Here is a 19754-nt window from a genome sequence, read left to right as displayed (position 1 = left end):
TCATGGGGGATCTAGCGATAGATTTCTGTGGCGAATGGTACGAACCGTCTGACGAAGACGTCTTTGACATCGGCCGCGAGGGGGACCTCGAAGTCGACGACAATCCGTACTTGCATCGCCGCTTCCTGCAGATTGCGCGCTATGACGGCATCTGGTGGCTGAGCAATGTGGGCAGCATGTTGTCGGCCACCATAGCCGACGGCTCCGGTGGGATGCAGGCCTGGCTGGCGCCCGGTGCGCGCATTCCGCTGGTTTTCAGCCACACGAACGTCATCTTCACCGCCGGGCCCACGACTTACGAGTTCGCTGTGCATTTGAAAACGCCGTCCTTCCGGCATGAGGCCCGCGACGAGGACCAGGCCGGGGACACCACTATTGGGCCTGTGGTCTTCACGGATTCGCAGAAAGCCCTCATCGTGGCTTTGGCCGAGCCCATGCTGCGCCGCGAGGGCACGGGTTTCAGCGCGATCCCGTCCTCCGCCGAGGCAGCCAAGAGGCTCGGCTGGGCACTCACCCGCTTCAACCGGAAACTGGACAACGTCTGCGACAAGCTGGACCGCGTAGGCGTGGTGGGCCTCCGCGGCGGCGCGGGCAAGCTGGCCACCAACCGCCGTGCGCGCCTGGTGGAGCACGCAGTGACGTCCCACCTGGTGACCCCTGCAGACCTGTACCTCCTTGATACCGAGACTGGAGTCGACGAAGGATGAAGTTCCGCCTGACCTTGCGGCGGGACCCCGCCGAAGCAAAGGACCTCGCAGTAACCGTGGATGGTCGCGCCACAGTGGCCGATATTGCCACGGAGTTGTGGGCCGCCGACCCGGCTCGAAAGGGGACCGAACCGCCGTCGAACCTGTCCATCAGCGTGGACGAAGCGTTCGTCGGCGGCGGCCTGTCCGGCCAGGTCCTCAAGCCCACCGACAACCTGCTGGAGTCCGGGCTCCGGCCCGGCTCCAAGGTTTCCCTGGCCCAGGTGAGCGAGCAGTTCGCCGCCACCGGACACGGTGCCAACCGGGGGCCCGTTGCGGCGACGCTGCGGGTCATGTCAGGGCCCGACGTCGGGCGCGAGTTTTCGCTGCCTTTCGGCACCAGCTACATCGGCCGGGACAAAGACGCCGATATCCGGCTTACCGACCCGCTCACGTCCAAGCGCCACGCCAGGATCACCGTGGGCGAGACCGTGGAGATCGTGGATACGAACTCCGCCAACGGGCTGCTCATGGACGGGCTGCCGGTAACCCGGGCAACGCTCGAGTCTTCGGACACAGTCACCCTGGGCGATACCACCGTGGGCGTTGTTTCCCTGGCCCGCAACCATTCCGGCGGCCCGTCGTCGCCACTGGTCGACTTCAACCGTTCGCCGCGCGTGGTTCCACGGTTCGAATCGCCCAAACGAGTACCGCCTGCGGGGCCAAAACGGCCTGAACACCAGCCTTTCCCCTATATCATGCTGTTCACGCCGCTGCTGATGGGTGGTGTTCTTTTCGCCCTGACGCAGAACCTGCTCTCAGTGATCTTCATGGCGATGATGCCCCTCTTCATTGTGGGGCACTACGTCGACCACAAGATGCAAAGCAAGCGGCAAGCCAAGGAAGGGCACAAGCAGTTCAAGGCGGCCATGCTCGCGTTCCGGGAGGACATCGACCGGCAGCAGAATATCGAGCGGGCCGTCCGCCTGCAGGAGGCGCCGTCCGTCAGCGATACCGTTGACGCCATTTACAAGCTTGGCCCGCTGCTGTGGACCAACAGGCCCGAACACACCCATTTCCTGGGTGTACGCTTTGGCCTCGGTTCGGCTCCCTCGCGCATCCAGTTCGACGAGCCGGGTGCGAATGAAACCGAGCCCAAATACATGCGGGAGATCCAGGAGTGCCTGCAGCAAGTACGCGTTATCGAAGGCGTGCCGATCGTCTCCCAGTTGCGGACATCGGGTTCCTTTGGTGTGGCTGGGGACCGGAGCATCGTGGACGACGTCGCGCGCGGCATGGTCCTGCAGTTGGTCGGCCTTCATTCGCCTGCTGAATTGGTGCTGACTGCGCTCACTTCGCCGCGTTCCCGCGAACGGTGGGATTGGCTCCAGTGGCTTCCGCACGTCGGTTCCGGCCACAGCCCCCTGGCCGGGGACCACCTGGCTGCCGGACCTGCGGCGGGTTCGTCGCTCTTGTCGCGACTGGAAGACCTCGTTGAGCAACGCGAGGCGCAGTCGAAGGATCAACCGTCCAAGGAAAAAGGCCAGCAACCCAGGCCCGGGCTCAAGGACGAGAATGAGGACACACCCGGACCCGTGGTTCCCGCGGTCCTGGTGGTGGTGGAAGACGACGCTCCGGTGGACCGGGGCCGGCTTACCCGGCTGGTGGAGCGCGGCCCCGACTTCGGGATCCACGTCATGTGGGTGGCCGCCAACGTCCAGTCACTGCCCGCCGCTTGCCGCGATTTCCTCTCGGTGGACGGCGAACACGGCACCACCACCGGCCAGGTCCGGTTGGGGCGCCACACCTATCCAGTGAGCTGCGAGAGCCTCGATGCCGGGCTCGCCACCCAGTTGGCCCGCATGATGTCCCCGCTGGTGGATGTGGGCAATCCGCTCGAGGACGATTCCGACCTGCCGCGTGCTGTCTCCTATGCCGCGTTGATCGGCAAGGAGTTCATGGACAACCCGCAGGTTGTCGCCGAACGCTGGCGGGAAAACAACTCCGTTCACGCCACGGCTGTTCCCAACCGCAAGGACAACGGCAGCCTCCGCGCCTTGGTGGGCTCCAAAGGCGTGGAGCCGTTCTACCTGGACCTGAAGAATGAGGGCCCGCACGCCCTGGTGGGTGGAACCACCGGTGCCGGCAAGTCCGAGTTCCTGCAGTCCTGGGTGATGGGCATGGCGGCGGCGTACAGCCCCGACCGGGTCAGCTTCCTGTTTGTCGACTACAAAGGCGGTGCAGCCTTTGCCGACTGTCTCCACCTGCCGCACACCGTGGGCTTGGTGACAGACCTTTCCCCGCACCTGGTGCGCCGCGCATTGACCTCCCTCAGGGCGGAACTGCACTACCGCGAACGCCTCCTGAACAGGAAGAAGGCCAAGGACCTGCTGGCCCTGCAACGCGAAGCCGACCCCGAGGCGCCGCCGTACCTCATCATCATCGTGGACGAATTCGCGGCGCTGGCCACCGAGGTGCCGGAGTTCGTGGACGGCGTGGTGGACGTCGCCGCCCGCGGCCGTTCACTCGGGCTCCACCTCATCCTCGCCACCCAGCGGCCTGCCGGCGTCATCAAGGACAACCTCCGGGCCAACACGAACCTCCGAGTGGCCCTCCGAATGGCCGATGAAGTGGACGCCGTGGACATCCTCGGCGTCCCGACGGCGGCGTACTTCGACCCCTCCATCCCCGGCCGTGGAGCGGCCAAGACCGGCCCGGGCCGTATCCAAGGCTTCCAGACCGGGTACGCCGGTGGCTGGACAACGGAGAAGCCGCAGCGGCCCCGGATCGACATCGTGGAGATGGCCTTTGGCTCCGGTCCGTCCTGGGAACCGCCGCCCACTACCGACGTGATGGAAGAACCGGCCGGGCCCAACGACATCGCCCGGATGACCGCGAACATCATCCGGGCCGCCGACTCGTTGGAGATCGAACCCCCGCGCAAACCGTGGCTCAACGAACTCGCAACCACCTACGACTTCTCCAAGCTGCCCAACCCGCGTACCGACGAGCGGCTGCTCCTTGGCGTTGCCGACGATCCTGCCCACCAGGACCAGCCAACGGTGTTCTACGAGCCGGACAAAGACGGGAACATGGCCATCTACGGCACCGGTGGTTCCGGAAAATCCGCTGCGCTTCGCGGCATCGCCATCGCGGCCGCAGTGACTCCGCGCGGCGGCCCCGTCCACGTGTACGGCATTGACTGCGGTTCCTCCGGACTGAAAATGCTCGACGGACTGCCGCACGTGGGTGAAGTCATCAACGGCGACGACGTTGAGCGTGTGGGCCGCCTGTTGCGCTGGCTCAAGGACATTGCCGATGAGCGTGCCACGAGGTTCGCAGAGGTCCGGGCGTCCACGATCGTCGAATACCGCCAGTTGGCCAACCGCCCGGAGGAGAAGCGCATTTTCGTCCTCGTGGACGGCATGTCTTCCTTCCGCGAAGGCTATGAATACAGCAACCTTTCGGCCCTGTGGGACATCTTCCTCCAGCTCGCAACGGACGGCCGTCCCCTCGGCATCCACCTCGTTGTCAGCGGGGACCGCCCCAACTCGGTTCCGGCGTCGCTCCTGGCCTCCATCCAGAAGCGGCTGATCCTGCGCTTGAGCTCCGAAGACGACTACATGACCTTGGACGTTCCGAAGGATGTCCTCAGCGCGGCATCGCCTCCGGGGAGGGGGCTGCTGGACGGGCTCGAAGTCCAGTTGGCGGTACTGGGCGGGAACTCCAACCTCGCGCTGCAGGCCCGCGAAGTCACCAAGCTCAGCCAGGCCATGCTCCGGCAAGGCCTGGACCAAGCGCCGCAGATCCAGCGTTTGCCCGAGCTGGTGGACCTGGACATCCTGCCCGTGGGCGGTCCGGACAACCCCGTGATCGGCGTGGACGACGAGACTCTCGGTCCTGCGGCGATTGCCGCGAAGGGTCCCTTGCTCTTGGCAGGCCCTCCGGGCTCCGGCCGCACGGTCGCGCTGGTCACCTTGGCCTACGCCCTGCGGCGTTCCAACCCCCGTACGGACCTTATCTACATCGGCTCCCGGCGCTCGGCAGTGGCTTCGCTGAACATTTGGAGCCGTTCGTTGGTGGGCCCCGATGAGGTCTCCGACGTGGTGGACGACCTCGTGGACAAGGCCTCGGACAACCCGGGCACCATGGCGATCTTCATCGAAGGCCTGACCGAATTCACGGACACCTTGGCGGAGTCCGGCGTTGGACGACTGGTCACCGCGGCGATCAAGGCTGACCAGTGGGTGGTGGGGGAGTCCGAGACCTCCACCTGGTCGCAGGCTTGGTCCCTGGCCCAACCCTTCAAATCCGGTCGCCGCGGCCTGCTGCTCAACCCGGGCGACGTGGAGGGGGACAGCCTGCTCAACACCTCGCTTGGCAGGCTCGGAAAGGACTTCATTCCCGGCCGCGGCTACATCGTGGGCCGAGGAAAAGTGCGGAAACTGCAGGTGGCCATGCCGCCGGAGAACCGCGCCTAGGATTTGCATCTGCGTGGCCTCGTGTAGGAGGATGCCGGAGACATTCGGACTTCCGGACTGCCTAAAGCGCCCCAACGCCCCCAGCGAGGTCATGCTCCATGCAACGCACCGTTCTACCTGCCGTTATGCCATCCGCCCTGCGCCGCCGCGTGCCCGCCGTTCTGGCAGGCGTGCTGCTGGCTGCCGGTGCCTGGTTGGCGCCACAGGGTGCTGCCAATGCGGCCCCCTGCGTTCCGTCAACGGCCGGTTCGTGCCCGACGCTGTCCGCCCCCACCGAGCCCACACCCACTGAGCCCGTGCTGGTTCCGGACGCCGGCAAGACCAAGCCCCAGCCCCAACCCAAACCCGAACCCACCCGCGTTCGCGAGGCACAGCCGCCTGCTGCCCCGGGGCCGGTGGCTCCGGCCCCGGCCGTCCAAGCCCCGCAGCCTGCAGCAGTGCAGGCTCCGGTCACGGCGGCCCCCGAAGTGGCGCAACCGCCGTCGGCCGCTCCGGAACCAACCACGACGGCGACCGCATCGGCTGCCGCTTCGGCCACGCCGACGTCCACCCCAAGCCCCTCCAAGTCCAGCAACTGGAACACGCCGGTGGACAAGGGCAAGGAGACGCAGGCCGCGGCGATGGCCACCACCAACTTCTCCGGCCCCAACATGCTTGGCCTGTTCGGGATCCTCGGAGGGGTGCTCCTTGTGGGCCTGGGCGGCCTCGCGTTTGCGTTGTGGAGCAAGAACCGCCTGTCATCGCATTGATAGGCGACTGACCCGGCTGGTACTCGCCCATATTGTCTGTGCCGTTTGGCAAGATAGATCTGTGAGCACACCAGAGAATCCAGATCGGGTCGAAACCACTTCCAAGGCTGCCGCCTCCATTCTGGCGGACGAGGGCAATCCGCCGTCGGAAAACCTCCGGGACGAGTACCAGGAACTGGCGGACCTGGTCCGGAAGTACCGTTACGCGTACTACCAGGAAGACGCTCCCACCGTTTCGGATGCCGAGTACGACGTCCTGTATCGGCGCCTGGAGGAAATGGAAGCTCTCCACCCGGAGTTGGTCTCCAACGATTCCCCCACCCAGGAAGTGGGCGGCGAAGTTTCCGCCGCCTTTGCCGCGGTGGAGCATTTGCAGCGGATGTACAGCCTTGACGACGTCTTTTCCCTGGATGAGCTTGAAGCGTGGGTCCGGAAGGCCGAAGCGTCCGTGGCCAAGCTGGGAGACAGGGTGCCGCCGATCGCATGGCTGACCGAGCTGAAGATCGACGGCCTCGCCGTCAACCTCTTGTACCGCGACGGCAAACTGGTCCGTGCCGCCACCCGCGGGGACGGCACCACCGGAGAAGACATAACCCACAATGTGCTGACCATCAAGGAGATCCCGCGGCAGCTGAGCGGTTCGGGTTTCCCGGCCGAGGTGGAAATCCGCGGAGAGGTCTTCATTCCTTCCAAGGCCTTCGTGGAATTCAACGAAACCCTGGTGGCTGCGGGTAAGGCGCCACTGGCCAACCCTCGTAACGCAGCCGCAGGTTCCCTGCGCCAAAAGGACCCGGCCGAAACGGCTAAGCGGCCGCTGAGCATGTTCGTCCATGGCATTGGTGCCAGGGAAGGCCTCGAAGCTGCCAGCCAGTCGGAAACCTACGAATTGCTGGCGGAGTGGGGTCTGCCTGTGAGCCCCTACTCAAAGGTCCTGGACACCTACGAAGGGGTCCTGGAGTTCATTGCCCACTATGGAGAGCACCGCCACGACCTCCTGCACGAGATCGACGGCATCGTGGTGAAGATCGATGATTTCGCCACCCAGCGGGCCCTTGGTTTTACGTCCCGCGTCCCGCGCTGGGCGGCGGCGTACAAGTACCCGCCGGAAGAGGTCCACACCAAACTCCTGGACATCATGGTCAACGTTGGCCGCACGGGCAGGGTTACCCCCTTCGGCCTGATGGAACCGGTCAAGGTGGCAGGCTCCACCGTCGGCATGGCAACACTGCACAACCAGGACGTGGTCAAAGCCAAGGGCGTCATGATCGGGGACATCGTCATTCTCAGGAAGGCCGGAGATGTCATTCCCGAAATCGTCGGCCCGGTCCTGGCGCTCAGGGACAAGCAGGATCCGCCTGTCCGTGAATTCGTGATGCCTACTGAGTGCCCGTCGTGCGGAACCCCGCTGGCACCTTCCAAGGAAGGTGACGTGGACATCCGTTGCCCCAACGGCAAGTCCTGCCCCTCGCAGTTGCGTGAGCGCGTCTTCCATGTGGCCAGCCGTGGCGCGTTCGATATCGAGGCCCTGGGCTGGGAAGCTGCCATCGCGCTGACCCAGCCCGCCGAACCGGAGGTGCCGCCGCTGACCAGCGAGGCCGCGTTGTTCGACCTGACCAAGGAGGACCTCGCCAACGTCCTGATCCGTCGGGAGAAGAAGTCCAAGGGAGTCGGCACCGGCCAGTACGAACTCGTGCCGTACTTTTACACCAAGGCCACGGCCAAGACTCCATCCAAGCCGACGGCAACCACGGAGAAGCTCTTCGTAGAGCTCGAAAAGGCAAAGAAACAGCCCTTGTGGCGCGTGCTCGTGGCGTTGTCCATCCGGCATGTTGGTCCTACGGCGTCCCGGGCGCTGGCCACCAATTTCGGCAGCATGGACGCCATTCGCAATGCCACGGAAGAACAACTGGCCCACGTTGACGGCGTAGGACCAACCATCGCGGCCGCCCTCAAGGAATGGTTCGCCGTGGACTGGCACAACGAGATCGTGGACAGGTGGGGCGCAGCGGGCGTGCGGATGGAAGATGAACGGGACACCGCTACGCCGCGCACCCTGGAAGGCCTCACCATTGTGGTGACCGGAACCCTGCCCAACTTCAGCCGGGACGAGGCCAAGGAGGCCATCATCATCCGCGGCGGGAAGGCGGCAGGCTCGGTGTCCAAGAACACGAGCTACCTGGTGGCCGGAGAAAGCGCGGGCACCAAGCTGGACAAGGCCGAACAGTTGGGCGTTCCCGTGCTGGACGAGGACGGTTTCCGCGAACTGCTGGCCAACGGGCCGGAATCGGGCACCGAATGACCCGGCAGCAGGCCGACGCATTGGATCTGCTGGGAGTAGCCAAGGCAGCGGCCGCTGCCGGCGCTGCCGTCCTGGCGAAGCGTTCATTCACCGGGACCGGCGGTGAAGGGCTCGGCCTGGAAAACAAGGGTGAGGCCGGGGACTGGGTGACGGAGTTCGACGTTGCCGCGGAAAACGCCGTGCGCCTGGCCATCAGTGAGGCACGGCCCAATGACACGATCACCGGCGAAGAGCACGGCACCACCCGCCCCGAGGACCCCTCCGGGTACCGCTGGTCCATCGACCCGTTGGACGGCACCACCAACTTCATCCGCAACATCGCCTACTACGCCACCTCCGTGGCGGTAGCCGATTCCGACGGCGTCTGGCTGGCCGGCGTCGTCCACGCGCCTGCCCTGGGAAGGGTCTATTCGGCGGCCCGCGGGCATGGGGCCCGGGTGGAAGTCGGCGCGGAGTCCGCGGAGCTGACCGGACCGGTAGCGGGACGCAAGGGCCTTATCCTGGCCACTGGGTTCAGCTACGATCCTTCCACGCGTGCCAGCCAGGTGGCAGGGCTTGGCGAGCTCATGGAAGGATTTGCCGACGTCCGTCGACTGGGATCCGCAGCCTTGGACTTGTGCTTCGTGGCCGATGGAACAGTGGACGCTTTTGGTGAGCGGGGACTCAACGAGCACGACTTTGCTGCCGGCGCCTTGATCGCCGAAGAAGCCGGATGCTGGGTGCGCAGGCCCAAACTTGCGAGTCCGCTCGACGGCGGTCCGGCCACCGAGGACCGGCTGGCCGCATGGACGTGTGCCGCCACCTTGGAGTTGTCCGGCAAGTTCCCTTTGTGATGCAGCGATGATCCGTACACTGGCCATCGCGAACTACCGCTCCATCCGGGACCTGACCATGGAGCTCCAGGGCCTGGACGTGGTGACCGGAGCCAACGGCAGCGGCAAGTCCTCGCTGTACAGGGCGTTGCGGCTGTTGGCGGAGTGTGCAGGAGGCGATTCCGGCAACGTGGTGGGTTCCCTGGCCCGCGACGGCGGCTTGGCTTCCACGCTGTGGGCTGGACCGGAGACCATCAGCGAAGCAATGCGCCGCGGAGAGGTCCCGGTACAGGGCACCGTACGCAAGGACGTCATCAACCTGAAGCTCGGTTACTCCGGCGACGACTTTGGGTACCTGGTGGACCTTGGGATCCCTGTACCCGGCGGGGCCGGCTTCGACGAGGAGACCGGGAAGCCACGCCGGTCAGCCTTTGGCCGCGATCCCGAGATCAAGCGGGAGCAGATCTTTTCCGGCCCTGTTGCCCGGCCGGGCTCGCTGTTGGTGGACCGGAAGGGAAGCCTGGCCAGATTGCGTGGTCCTGCCGGGGACTGGGTGGAGCTCTCCCGCAGGCTCGATACGTTCCAGAGCATGCTGACCGAGGTCTCGGACCTGGACAGGGCGCCGGAGGTACTGCGTGTCAGGGACTCGGTCAGGTCCTGGCGGTTCTATGACCACTTCCGCACCGACGCCGAGGCACCCGCCCGCCAAGCCCAGCTCGGCACCCGCACCCCGGTGCTGCACCACAGTGGGAAGGACCTCGCGGCGGCGTTGCAGACCCTTCGGGAGGTGGGCTTCGAACGCCAGTTGGATGCCGCCGTCGACCACGCTTTTCCGGGGAGCCGGCTCAAAGTGGCCGTGAGCGACGATGGCCGGTTCAGCGCCGAGTTGCAGCAGCCGGGGATGTTGCGGCCCATGAAAGCGGCCGAACTATCTGATGGAACCTTGCGTTTCCTGCTCCTGGCGGCCGCCCTCCTGACGCCACGGCCGCCTGAGCTCATGGTGCTCAACGAGCCTGAGACCAGTCTCCATGTCGACCTGATGCCGGCACTGGCAGGACTGATTGTCCAGGCCAGTGCCAGCAGCCAGGTGATCGTGGTGACCCACTCCGAGGCGTTGCTCAAAGCCCTCCGGGAAAGCGGCGCGGCACAGGAACATGAGCTTTACAAGGACCTTGGCGAAACCCGCATCAAGGGGCTCGGAGCGCTTGAAGGCCCTCCCTGGAGCTGGCCCAAGCGCTGAACCCCAAACGCTAGAACGCAGAACCGATCGAGGTAAGTTCGCGTGCCTCGCTGTCCGCAAAGCGGTTGTCCGGGCGTGCCAGGCCGTAGTGTCCGCGCAACGTGGACGCCGTGTACTCGGTCCGGAACAGCCCGCGCTGCTGGAGGATGGGCACCACCTGGTCCACGAACACTTCCAAGCCGGAAGGCAGCACCGGCGGCATGATGTTGAAACCGTCGGCAGCACCGGCGTCGAACCAGTCCTGGATGGCGTCGGCAACCTGCTCGGGGGTCCCGGAGAAGGTTCGGTGGCCGCGGCCGCCGCCGAGGCGGCCAATAAGCTGCCGGACTGTGAGCTGCTCCCGCCGGGCCAGTTCCACGATGAGGGTGTAGCGGCTCTTGGCACCCTCGATCTCGTCCTCGGATGGAAGGTCGGCCGGCAACTGGCGGTCCAGGGGCAGGTCCTCCGGGGACAACCGGAGCGTCTTGGCCAGCTGTTCACGGGCGTATTCGGGCTTGATGAGTTCATCGAGTTCGCGTTCCAGCTTCAGCGCCTCGGCTTCGGTGGACCCGATCATGGGAACGATGCCGGGCAGGATCTTGATGCCTTCGGGGTCCCTGCCCACGGCCACAGTCCGTGACTTGAGGTCGGCGTAGAACGCCTGGGCGTCCGCCAGGGTCTGGTGGGCGGTAAACACTGCTTCGGCGTATTGGGCAGCGAGCTTCTTGCCGCTCTCGGAGGAGCCTGCCTGGACGATCAGCGGGTGGCCTTGCGGAGAGCGGGGAACGTTGAGCGGTCCGCGGACGCGGAAGTGCTTGCCCTCGTGCTCGATCGCGCGGATCTTGGTGGAGTCGCCCCACACGCCTTCAGCCTTGTCGGCGGGCACGGCGTCGTCCTGCCAGCTGTCCCAGAGTTTTTGGGCCACGTCGAGGAACTCGGCGGCGCGTTCGTAGCGGACTGCGTGGGCCGGCTGGTCATCCACGCCGAAATTGCGCGCTGCGTCCGGGCCTGCCGTGGTGACGACGTTCCAGCCCGCGCGTCCGCCGCTGACCCAGTCCACCGAAGCGAAGCGGCGGGCCAGGTTGAACGGCTCGTTGTAGGTGGTGGAGGCTGTGGCGATCAGGCCGATTTTTTGCGTGGCGGCCGCGATGGCGGTGAGGAGGACGGTGGGTTCCAGTTTTCCGACGGGACGCCGGCCTACTTCGCCGAACAGTACGGGGGAGTCGGCGAAGAAGATGGAATCCAACTTTCCCCGTTCAGCCGTGCGTGCCAAGTGCTGGTAGTGCTCGATCTTGGTGGAGGCGAGGGGATCGCTTTCCGGCAAGCGCCAGGAGGCCTCGTGGTGGCCGGTGCTCATGAGGAAGGCGTTGAGGTGGAGTTTGCGTGGTGGGGTAGGCATGTTTCTTCCTTGAGGTGGATGGTTGGCGGGACGGTTTTGGCAACTCCAACACGGGCCCATCACCCTGCGCCAGCCTTCCGACACAAGCCCGCAACGGTGCGAAACCGAACTTCATGGCACGCAACGCAACTCAATTCCGCGCCTTCGAGCGAAACGCTGGGACTGATAGTTCGGTCACGGAAAGCGCCATTTCGCGCAACAAAGGCCGCCGGTGCCACTACCATTGACTGGTGCTTCCGTCGATTACTGTCCGCCCCGCCCTTCCCGAAGACTACGACGCCGTTGCCCGGATTACGCTGGACTCCTACGTCACCGCGGGCTACTACGGCAGCGCCGACCACCCGTACCTGTTGGAATTGCAGAACGTTGCAGGCAGGGCAAAGCACGCCGATATCCTGGTGGCCGAACGGGACGGTGAAATCATCGGTTCCGTGACGGCAGCTCCTGCCGGCGGTGGCTTCTCGGACATCGGGCTGGAAGGCGAACTCGAGCTCCGCACCCTCGTGGTGGATCCCGCAGTACAGCGCTCCGGTGCCGGACGGGCCCTGGTGAAGGCCGTCGTCGAGCAGGCGCAGGCAACCGATGGCATCAATGCCGTATGCCTCACCACCGGCGCCACGTGGGAAAGCGCCAATGCCCTATACCAGCGCACCGGTTTTGACCGTGCTCCCGAGCGCGACTGGTTTGTGCCGGGGACCGACATAAAGCTGTTCGTTTACAGGCTTGAGCTCCCGCAGCCATAAAGTTTCCTCGTAAAACCGGTAACAGGCCGGGAAGCGACAGGAAAGGCGCACCATGCGCAAGACATACGGCTCGGGCTCGGTCTGGGAACAGACCCTCGGCTACTCCCGTGCAGTCCAAGTGGACAACACCCTCTTCATTTCAGCCACTGCAGCTTCAGGCGCGGACGGCATTGTGGGCGATGACTTCTACACGCAAACCAAGTACATCTTGGAGAAGCTCGGCGCTGTCCTGGACGAAGCCGGCTTCGCGTACGAGGACGTGGTGCAGTCCAAGCTGTACTTGACTGACATCAGCAAATGGGAAGACGCCGGCCGGGCGCACGGCGAGGTTTTCGGCGAAATCCGGCCCACTCTTTCCCTGGTGCACGTGCTGCCGTTCCTCGATCCGCAGATGCTCGTGGAGATCGAGCTCGTAGCGCAGAAGTCCGCGTAGCGCCTCCGCGCCCTGGTTGGGTCAGCCCGGGATGCCGTAGCGGTGTTCCGGGCGGCCCGTGGTTCCGTAGCGGAGTTGGATTTCGACGGCGCCATCGTCCGCGAGCGAGGACAGGTACCTTTGCGCCGTTGCCCGGGAGACGCCTACCCGGTCCGCGACTTCCGCTGCCGAATACTGTTCGCCCGCCACGAGGGACTCCAGGACTGCCGCTTCCGTGGCGGAGCGCGGCTTGGCGGACGGCGTGACGTCACCGGGGATGAGGGCGCGTTTGGCCCGCTCGATGCTGGCCTGGTCAACGTTCTGTTGCTGTCCGAGGATGCGGCGGTACCGGGCGTAGGACCTCAGCTGCTGTGACAGGGATTCCGCCGTGAAGGGCTTTAACAGGTACCCCAGGGCTCCGCGGCGCAGCGCTACCCGGATTGACGGGGCGTCGGAAGCTGCCGTGAGCATCACGACGTCCACGTCGAGTTGGCCCAGCAGATCCAGGCCCGATCCGTCCGGAAGATAGACATCCAGCAGCACCAGGTCCGGCCGCAGGCTGTGGATTGCCTGCAACGCCTGCGAGACCGAGCCGGCGGGCGCCAGTGCCATGAAGCCGGCCACTGAATCCACGTAGGCCGCGTGAAGCCGGGCCACGTGGAAATCGTCGTCCACGATCAACACCCTCAGGTCCTCAGCCACTGTTGTCCTTCCTTGAATCTGCCTGTCCGCCCGCCACGTCCATCACGGCCGGTACGGACGCCATGAACACTGCTCCGGGTCCGCCTGTGCTGCCGGGTTCGAGTACCCGGACATCGCCACCGCGGCGCCGGGTGAGTTGGCGGACCAAGGCCAGGCCCAGGCCCTGGCCGGCGCCCGGACGCGCCGGGTGGTCCGCCGTCGTGAATCCTTCCGTAAACACGTCCTCCGGTTCGATCCCTCCCAAACCGTCGCCCGAGTCCGCCACCACGATGTGGAGGGTGCCGCCGTCGTGCGCGGTATCGTCCAGGAGCTCAACCTCCACCCAGCGTTCAGCGGCTGAGCCGGCGACGGCGGCGTTGACGGCGTTGTCGATCAGGTTTCCCAGGACCGTGGTGACGTCTTGTGGATCGGCCACATGGCCGCGGACCAACGTCTCCGGGCCAATGCGCAGGGCCACGCCGCGCTCCGAGGCTTCCACGCTCTTGGCGCCGATGAACGCCTGAAGGTAGGCATCCTGCAGCAGCTCCGCCTGCTCCACCGGGAACTTCAAGGGTCCGGTGGCGGAGAGCCGTTCAAGGTATTCCTTGGCCTGTTCGTGCTGGCCGATGCTCATGAACCCGGCAATGGTGTGGAGTTGGTTGGCGAACTCGTGGCGTTGTGCCCGCAGGGCCGTGGACATGGTGCCGACGGCATCCAACTGTCGGGTCAATTGCTGCAACTCGGTGCGGTCGCGAAGCATGACCACCCAGCCTAGGTCCTCCTTGCGGTGCCAGGCTTTCCGGGCGCTGGCCACGAGCACCCTGCCACCCGCCACGACCTCAACGGCTTCGGCGTCTTGCGGAGCCGGGCGGGTGAGGCCCTTGAGCTGGCCGGGGACCGGCGCGGTGGCCCAGTCCTGTCCCGTGGCGTCCGGAACCTCCAGGAGCCTGGAGGCCGCGGCGTTGAACACGGAAATCCTGCCGTCGGCGGAAATACCGATCACGCCGTCGTCCACGCCTTGCAGTACCGCCACCTGGTCGTGGACCAGGGTGCTGATTTCCTCGGGTTCCAGTCCCAGCGTCAGCCGTTGCAGGCGGTGGCGGAGCAGGAATGAGGCCAGCACTCCGGCCAGCAAAGCGCCGCCGGCCGTCAACGCGATTGGAACGATATCCCGGGCCAGGCTCTTGGTGAGCGATTCAATCGAGTAGCCCACGCTGACCTCTCCGACGATGGTTCCACCGGTGGTCCCAGGGGCGTAGATGGGCACCTTCGCGCCGGCCGAGGGCCCCAGCGTGCCCGTGTTGCGGGTGGTGATCTCCTGGCCGGCGAGGGCAACGGAGGGATCTGTACTGACGCGCTCGCCGAGGCGCGAGGGTTCCGGGTGGGCCAGTCGCAAGCCGGTCTCGTCCGTAATCACGACGAACAGCGCGCCCGTGCGGATCCGGGCTGCTTCGGCAGCGGCCTGCAGGGAGCCTGCCGCGAGGACCGACGGGGGAGGGGTGCCCTCTTCCTTGCTGATGTCCTGGACGTCTGTCCGGATATCGGGATCCGCTGCGACCGTGCGGGCCAGTGTGAGTGCTTGGTTTTCCGCTTCCGTGCCGATCCGGTCGTAGACCAGCCAGGCGTGCACGACGCCGCTGAGCAGCACCACCAAGAGGACCACACCGAGCTGGAGGAGCAGCGTCTGGGTGGAGAAGCGCATACTGACCCTCTTCAAGCGCGGCACCGTTGGCTCCTTTCCTCCAGCTCCATTGAAGCACTGAGCACAATGCGCAAAACGTTCGCAACGAGCAGTATTCCGATCAATTCCCACAAACCCCTGTGCGTGACCGGGGCCACCCTACGGTTTGTAGTGCGCATCACACCGAAGTGTTGCCGTTCACAGTAGTAAGGAGCCGGCCGTGCTGGTTTTGCTTGGATTCGCAATGATTGCGGTATTCATGGTCCTGATCATGACCAAAAAGTTGACGCCTGTCCTGGCGCTGATCATCGTCCCCACTATCTTTGGCCTCTTCGCCGGTGCGGGCCTGGGCATCGGTCCCATGGTCATGGATTCGATGAAGTCCATGACGTCCACGGCCGCGCTCCTCATGTTCGCGATCATCTACTTCGGCCTCATGATCGACGTCGGACTGTTTGATCCGCTGGTGAAGTTCATCCTCCGCAAGCTGGGCAACGACCCCGCCAAGGTGGTCCTCGGCACGGCCATCCTCGCCGCAGCGGTCTCCCTGGACGGCGACGGCTCCACCACCTTCATCCTCACCACCGCAGCCATGCTGCCGGTCTACCTGCGCCTCAAGATGAGCCCGGTTGTCCTCACCTGCGTGGCCGGCCTGGCAAACGGCACCATGAACATCCTGCCCTGGGGCGGACCCACAGCCCGCGCAGCCACTGCCCTGAAGCTCGACGTCAATGATGTCTTCGTCCCGATGATCCCGTCGCTCATTGTCGGTTTGATCGTTGTGCTGGTCTTCTCCTGGCTGCTCGGCCTGCAGGAACGCAACCGCCTCCGCGCCACCGCTCCCGAAATCTGGGGCGACGCAGCCGATGCTTCGGAAGCCTTCGACGGCGGCAACGGCCGCGGCGGTTCGGTTACCGGCGGTTCGGGCCGGGGTTCAGGCACCGGCCCAACCAAAAACGCAGGCAAGCCGGGCACCGGCGGAGGCGCCGGCGTCGTGGTCCTGGAACGCACCGAAGAGTTGGTGGACGAGCACGACACCGCGATGGCCGACACCGCTCTCGATCCCAACCGCGCCACCCTGCGTCCCAAGCTGTTCTGGTTCAACCTCGCACTGACCGTAGCCGTGATGGTGACCCTGGTTGCCAACATCATCCCGCTGCCGTTTGTGTTCATGGTGGGCTCCGCCATCGCCCTGCTGGTGAACTTCCCCAAGGTCAAGGACCAGGGCGCGCAGTTGATCGCCCACGCGCCGTCGATCGTCGCCGTCGTCAGCATGGTCATGGCAGCAGCAGTCCTCACCGGCGTGCTGAACGGCACCGGAATGGTCAAGGCCATGTCCGAGTGGCTGGTCCAGATTATCCCGGCGGACATGGGCCCGTTCATGGCAGTCATCACCGGCGTGCTCAGCATCCCCATGACGTTCTTCATGAGCAACGATGCGTTCTACTTCGGCGTCCTGCCTGTCCTCAGCGAAACCGCCGCACACTACGGCGTCGGGGCAGCAGACATGGCCCGCGCTTCCATTACCGGCCAGCCTTTCCACCTGCAGAGTCCGCTGGTTCCGGCCATCCTGCTCCTGGTTTCCCTGGCCAAGGTGGAACTGGGCGACCACCACAAGAAGGTCCTGTGGCGCACGGCCGTCATCTCGATCGTCATGCTTGCCGTCGGCATGCTGACGGGAGCCATCGGAATCGGCTAACCCGTTCCGACCCAACCCAACAACACCGCAAATGATCAGCCTGCCGGGTTAGTCGCCTGGCAGGTCTGGTCATTTGCTGTTTGCCCAGTGACGCCGCCTGCTCCCGCACTGCCGGAGGCCGGGGCCTGGACGGGCTTGTCGCCACTGGCAAAGTCCTCGCCGGCGTAGAGCTGTACGCCCTGGATCGCCGTGGCGGGTTGCACGCTTGTTGCGGGCAGCCCGAACATCGCCGCGACATCGGTAGCGACGTCTTCAAAGCCAGCCTGGTAGTAGACCGTGGTGCGGGGAATAGCCTGGGCCTGCAGCTTGGTGACCTTGGTGAATCCGGCCGCCGTGAGCGTTGCGGCGATCGCGTTGCTCCGGCCCGCCACATTGGTGCCGTTGGCCACCGAGACCGGCTGGAGCGACTTGTCGTAGGCGGGAGCCGCAGGGGCCGAGGAAGGATCGGACGACGCCGGCGCCCCCTTGCTGAGGTCGGCGCTGTTCCGGAGTGCCGAGAACAGGTTTCCGGCCGCCGGTTCGTCCAAGGCCAGCCGGTTGGGGTCCGATGGGGCAGGAACAGTGGGGACTGTGACGAAGTTGACCTTGGCGGGGTCGATGTTCTTGAGCCGGTCGGCGATGGTCAGTAGCGACGGGACCGATGCCAGGCCCGTGTCCACGGTGAGGTTCTTGGTCATGGTGTCGGCGATGCCCAGCACCTTTTGGGGATCGGACAGCGTCCCCTCGGACTTCAGCTTGCGGGTGAGCGAACCAAGGAACGCCTGCTGCGCCTGGATGCGGCCCAGGTCTCCGCCGTCCGCGAAGGCATGGCGCGTGCGCAGGAAGGCCAAAGCCTGGTCGCCTTGGACTTGGGAGGTGCCCTTCGGCAGGTGCAGGCCGGATTCAGGATCATTGACCGCGGAATTGACGCACACGTCCACCCCGCCCACCGTGGTGGACAGTTCCTTGACGGCGTTGAAATCCGCCATCATGAAGTGGTCCACTTCCAGCCCGGTGAGCTTGTTGACGGTATCCACCGCACACCCGATTCCCGCTTCCGCCATGGCACTGTTGATCATCACGTCCGGGCGGGCCGCATGTTGCTGCCCGGTGGCCTGGTCCTTGCATTCGGGCACGTCCACCAGGAGGTCCCTGGGGAAGCTGATGACGTTGATGTTCTGGTTGTCGGCCGAAATGTCCACCAGCATCATGACGTCGGATTGCCCGTAGCCGGAGGATTGGTCTGCGGAGCCATACTGGCTGTTCTTGCCGCTTCGGGTATCGCTGCCCAGGACCAGGATCTGCAAGCGATCCTTTCGGTCGTCCACGGCACCCTCTGTCCGGGTGCCTCCTGCGCCGAGTGAACCGGTGGCAATGTTTGATTGCAGCTTCCACAACCAGAAACCGCCAAAACACAGGACGCCAAGGAGTACGGCAGCGACTGCCAGTACGGTGATCCTGAGTCCGCGGCGCCTTCTGCGGGGCGCGCCGCCCAGGCTTCCCTGGACGAGGTTTCCCTGGCCCGGGTAGCCTGCGGGAGACGGATCAGTGGGTTTGGGGTCGGGACTTCCGTGACGACCTTGCACGGCGCTGGCCTTTCCTAGGGGTAAGAAACGGCCCATATTACTGGCCGAATCTGGGAAATTCCCTTATCAGCCGGCGGGCATATCATTGCCCTGTGCCGCCCCTTGAAGTCCTTGGAAGCGCCTGGCGAATCGACTGGGCAGCCCTCGCAATGATCTGTACTTTCGCTGTGCTCTATGGCATGGGCGTCAGGACCGCGGCCCGCAAAGGGCACCGTTGGCCGCTTTGGCGGACAGTAGCGTTCTACGTCCTGGGGCTGGGTTCCATGGCAGTGCTCACCTGCGGCTTCACGGGGGTTTACAGCGCTGAGTTGCGCTGGGCCTTTACCCTCAAGGTTTCCTTGCTCTTGTTCGTGGTGCCCCTGCTGATGGGCCTGGGCCGGCCGATCACGCTGGCCCGTGCGGCCCTGCCACAAGCCGGGATCGAACGCTTGAACCGTGTACTGCGCCATCGGGTGGTGCGGTTCTTCGGTAATTCGCTTGCCGCACCGCTGCTCGGACTGGCCCTCTTCTCCACATTCCTCACTCCGGCGTTCCATACCTTGCGCGCAGATCCACTGGCGGAAACGCTGCTGACCCTGGGAATTCCCCTGCTCGGCTTGTTGATGGCGCTGCCCATTATCGAAGAAGCGGACTTCCAGCGGTCAAGCACTTACATCACCCTCGAATTCGTCTTCGTGTTCATCGAATTGCTGGCCGACGCCGTACCCGGAATCCTGTTGCGGCTCAACGGACAGGTCCTTGACGGGGTGATGGCCCTGCAGTCCGTGCCCGGATGGTTCCCCGATCCGCTCCGTGACCAGCAACTGGCGGGGGACGCTTTGTGGTTCATCTGCGAAGTGGTGGACCTGCCCCTCATCATCTTGATGTTCGTCCGCTTTGCCAGGAGCGATAAACGCGAGGCCAGGGGTTTCGACCAACTGACCGATGAGCAGTTGGACGAACTGAACAGGCAACACCTGCGCGGGCGTTGAAGCCTGCGCCCGCCAAGTAGACTGGACCGGAAAACCATTTGAACTTTGCAGGGGAGATCCATGGCTGCGATCAACCGTGACGACGTCGCGCATCTTGCGCGACTTGCGCACATTGAAATGAGTGACGAGGAACTGGACAGAATGGCAGGCGAGCTCGCCGTCATCGTGGACTCGGTGAAGTCCGTGAGCGAAGCCGCAGGGGACGACGTCCCGGCCACGTCCCACCCGATTCCGCTGACCAACGTCTTCCGCGAGGACGTTGTGGGGCACACCTTCACGGCAGAGCAGGCGTTGTCCGGAGCTCCCGATGCCGCCGAGAACCGTTTCAAGGTTCCGGCAATCCTGGATGAGGACTAA

At 65.0% G+C, this 19754-nt stretch carries 15 protein-coding genes; 11 read left to right on the top strand and 4 right to left on the bottom strand.

The window, feature by feature from the left end:
- The first annotated feature begins 2 nt into the window (after positions 1–2).
- The 6 genes from ACIPY2_RS16225 (at position 3) to ACIPY2_RS16200 (ending at position 10267) form a co-directional block, all read left to right on the top strand.
- On the top strand, positions 3–707 hold the full coding sequence (locus tag ACIPY2_RS16225; protein WP_400267411.1) for a hypothetical protein: 705 nt from the start codon (positions 3–5) through the stop codon (positions 705–707).
- A complete protein-coding gene (locus ACIPY2_RS16220; RefSeq protein ID WP_400267410.1) occupies positions 704–5167 on the top strand; it encodes an FtsK/SpoIIIE domain-containing protein in 4464 nt (1487 codons plus the stop codon). Before ACIPY2_RS16225 ends, ACIPY2_RS16220 begins: the two co-directional genes overlap by 4 nt.
- 98 nt (positions 5168–5265) lie before the next feature.
- Positions 5266–5916 carry a hypothetical protein gene (locus ACIPY2_RS16215; protein ID WP_400267409.1) on the top strand — a complete coding sequence of 217 codons (651 nt, stop codon included), beginning with the start codon at positions 5266–5268 and terminating at the stop codon, positions 5914–5916.
- Between the two features lie 61 nt (positions 5917–5977).
- Positions 5978–8215, top strand: coding sequence for an NAD-dependent DNA ligase LigA (gene ligA, locus ACIPY2_RS16210; protein ID WP_400267408.1), 2238 nt, complete (start codon positions 5978–5980; stop codon positions 8213–8215).
- Positions 8212–9048: an inositol monophosphatase family protein gene (locus tag ACIPY2_RS16205; protein WP_400267407.1), complete on the top strand. Its 837-nt coding sequence runs from the start codon at positions 8212–8214 to the stop codon at positions 9046–9048. The genes ligA and ACIPY2_RS16205 overlap by 4 nt, the downstream gene beginning before the upstream one ends.
- Positions 9049–9055: 7 nt before the next feature.
- Positions 9056–10267, top strand: coding sequence for an AAA family ATPase (locus tag ACIPY2_RS16200; protein WP_400267406.1), 1212 nt, complete (start codon positions 9056–9058; stop codon positions 10265–10267).
- Positions 10268–10277: 10 nt separating this feature from the next.
- Here the strand turns inward: ACIPY2_RS16200 and ACIPY2_RS16195 are convergent, their stop codons facing one another.
- Positions 10278–11645: an LLM class flavin-dependent oxidoreductase gene (locus ACIPY2_RS16195; protein ID WP_400267405.1), complete on the bottom strand. Its 1368-nt coding sequence runs from the start codon at positions 11643–11645 to the stop codon at positions 10278–10280.
- 230 nt (positions 11646–11875) lie between these two features.
- Between ACIPY2_RS16195 and ACIPY2_RS16190 the strand changes: the two genes are divergently transcribed.
- Positions 11876–12388, top strand: a complete 513-nt coding sequence (locus ACIPY2_RS16190; protein ID WP_400267404.1) for a GNAT family N-acetyltransferase — start codon at positions 11876–11878, stop codon at positions 12386–12388.
- A 52-nt stretch (positions 12389–12440) separates the two neighbouring features.
- The gene (locus ACIPY2_RS16185) at positions 12441–12821 is read left to right on the top strand and encodes a RidA family protein (RefSeq protein WP_400267403.1); all 381 of its coding nucleotides are present in this window, start codon (positions 12441–12443) and stop codon (positions 12819–12821) included.
- A 21-nt stretch (positions 12822–12842) separates the two neighbouring features.
- On the opposite strand, the gene ACIPY2_RS16180 is transcribed toward ACIPY2_RS16185, so the two are convergent.
- Together ACIPY2_RS16180 and ACIPY2_RS16175 are read right to left on the bottom strand one after the other, a co-directional pair.
- Positions 12843–13502, bottom strand: a complete 660-nt coding sequence (locus tag ACIPY2_RS16180) for a response regulator (RefSeq protein WP_400267402.1) — start codon at positions 13500–13502, stop codon at positions 12843–12845.
- Positions 13495–15183 carry an ATP-binding protein gene (locus ACIPY2_RS16175; RefSeq protein ID WP_400267446.1) on the bottom strand — a complete coding sequence of 563 codons (1689 nt, stop codon included), beginning with the start codon at positions 15181–15183 and terminating at the stop codon, positions 13495–13497. The genes ACIPY2_RS16180 and ACIPY2_RS16175 overlap by 8 nt, the downstream gene beginning before the upstream one ends.
- A gap of 199 nt (positions 15184–15382) precedes the next feature.
- Here ACIPY2_RS16175 and ACIPY2_RS16170 point away from each other — a divergent pair, with 199 nt between their 5' ends.
- Entirely contained in the window at positions 15383–16861 is a 1479-nt protein-coding gene (locus ACIPY2_RS16170; RefSeq protein ID WP_400267401.1) for a CitMHS family transporter, read from the top strand.
- Between the two features lie 35 nt (positions 16862–16896).
- On the opposite strand, the gene ACIPY2_RS16165 is transcribed toward ACIPY2_RS16170, so the two are convergent.
- Entirely contained in the window at positions 16897–18426 is a 1530-nt protein-coding gene (locus ACIPY2_RS16165; protein WP_400267400.1) for an LCP family protein, read from the bottom strand.
- Between the two features lie 92 nt (positions 18427–18518).
- On the opposite strand from ACIPY2_RS16165, the gene ACIPY2_RS16160 reads away from it, so the two are divergent.
- A complete protein-coding gene (locus ACIPY2_RS16160) occupies positions 18519–19397 on the top strand; it encodes a cytochrome c oxidase assembly protein (RefSeq protein ID WP_400267399.1) in 879 nt (292 codons plus the stop codon).
- A gap of 60 nt (positions 19398–19457) precedes the next feature.
- Positions 19458–19754 carry an Asp-tRNA(Asn)/Glu-tRNA(Gln) amidotransferase subunit GatC gene (gatC, locus tag ACIPY2_RS16155; RefSeq protein ID WP_400267398.1) on the top strand — a complete coding sequence of 99 codons (297 nt, stop codon included), beginning with the start codon at positions 19458–19460 and terminating at the stop codon, positions 19752–19754.

Origin of the sequence: Paenarthrobacter sp. NPDC089675 (assembly GCF_044749185.1) — a bacterium.
Taxonomy (GTDB): domain Bacteria; phylum Actinomycetota; class Actinomycetes; order Actinomycetales; family Micrococcaceae; genus Arthrobacter.
Note: the sequence above shows the minus strand (reverse complement) of the source record. Positions and strands in the feature narration are given on the sequence as shown.

Bases quoted from the DNA above. Each gene is read 5' to 3' on its own strand.
- ACIPY2_RS16225 (WP_400267411.1), top strand. From the start codon at position 3: ATGGGGGATCTAGCGATAGATTTCTGTGGCGAATGGTACGAACCGTCT.
- ACIPY2_RS16220 (WP_400267410.1), top strand. From the start codon at position 704: ATGAAGTTCCGCCTGACCTTGCGGCGGGACCCCGCCGAAGCAAAGGAC.
- ACIPY2_RS16215 (WP_400267409.1), top strand. From the start codon at position 5,266: ATGCAACGCACCGTTCTACCTGCCGTTATGCCATCCGCCCTGCGCCGC.
- ACIPY2_RS16205 (WP_400267407.1), top strand. From the start codon at position 8,212: ATGACCCGGCAGCAGGCCGACGCATTGGATCTGCTGGGAGTAGCCAAG.
- ACIPY2_RS16200 (WP_400267406.1), top strand. From the start codon at position 9,056: ATGATCCGTACACTGGCCATCGCGAACTACCGCTCCATCCGGGACCTG.
- ACIPY2_RS16195 (WP_400267405.1), bottom strand. From the start codon at position 11,645: ATGCCTACCCCACCACGCAAACTCCACCTCAACGCCTTCCTCATGAGC.
- ACIPY2_RS16185 (WP_400267403.1), top strand. From the start codon at position 12,441: ATGCGCAAGACATACGGCTCGGGCTCGGTCTGGGAACAGACCCTCGGC.
- ACIPY2_RS16175 (WP_400267446.1), bottom strand. From the start codon at position 15,183: ATGCGCTTCTCCACCCAGACGCTGCTCCTCCAGCTCGGTGTGGTCCTC.
- gatC (WP_400267398.1), top strand. From the start codon at position 19,458: ATGGCTGCGATCAACCGTGACGACGTCGCGCATCTTGCGCGACTTGCG.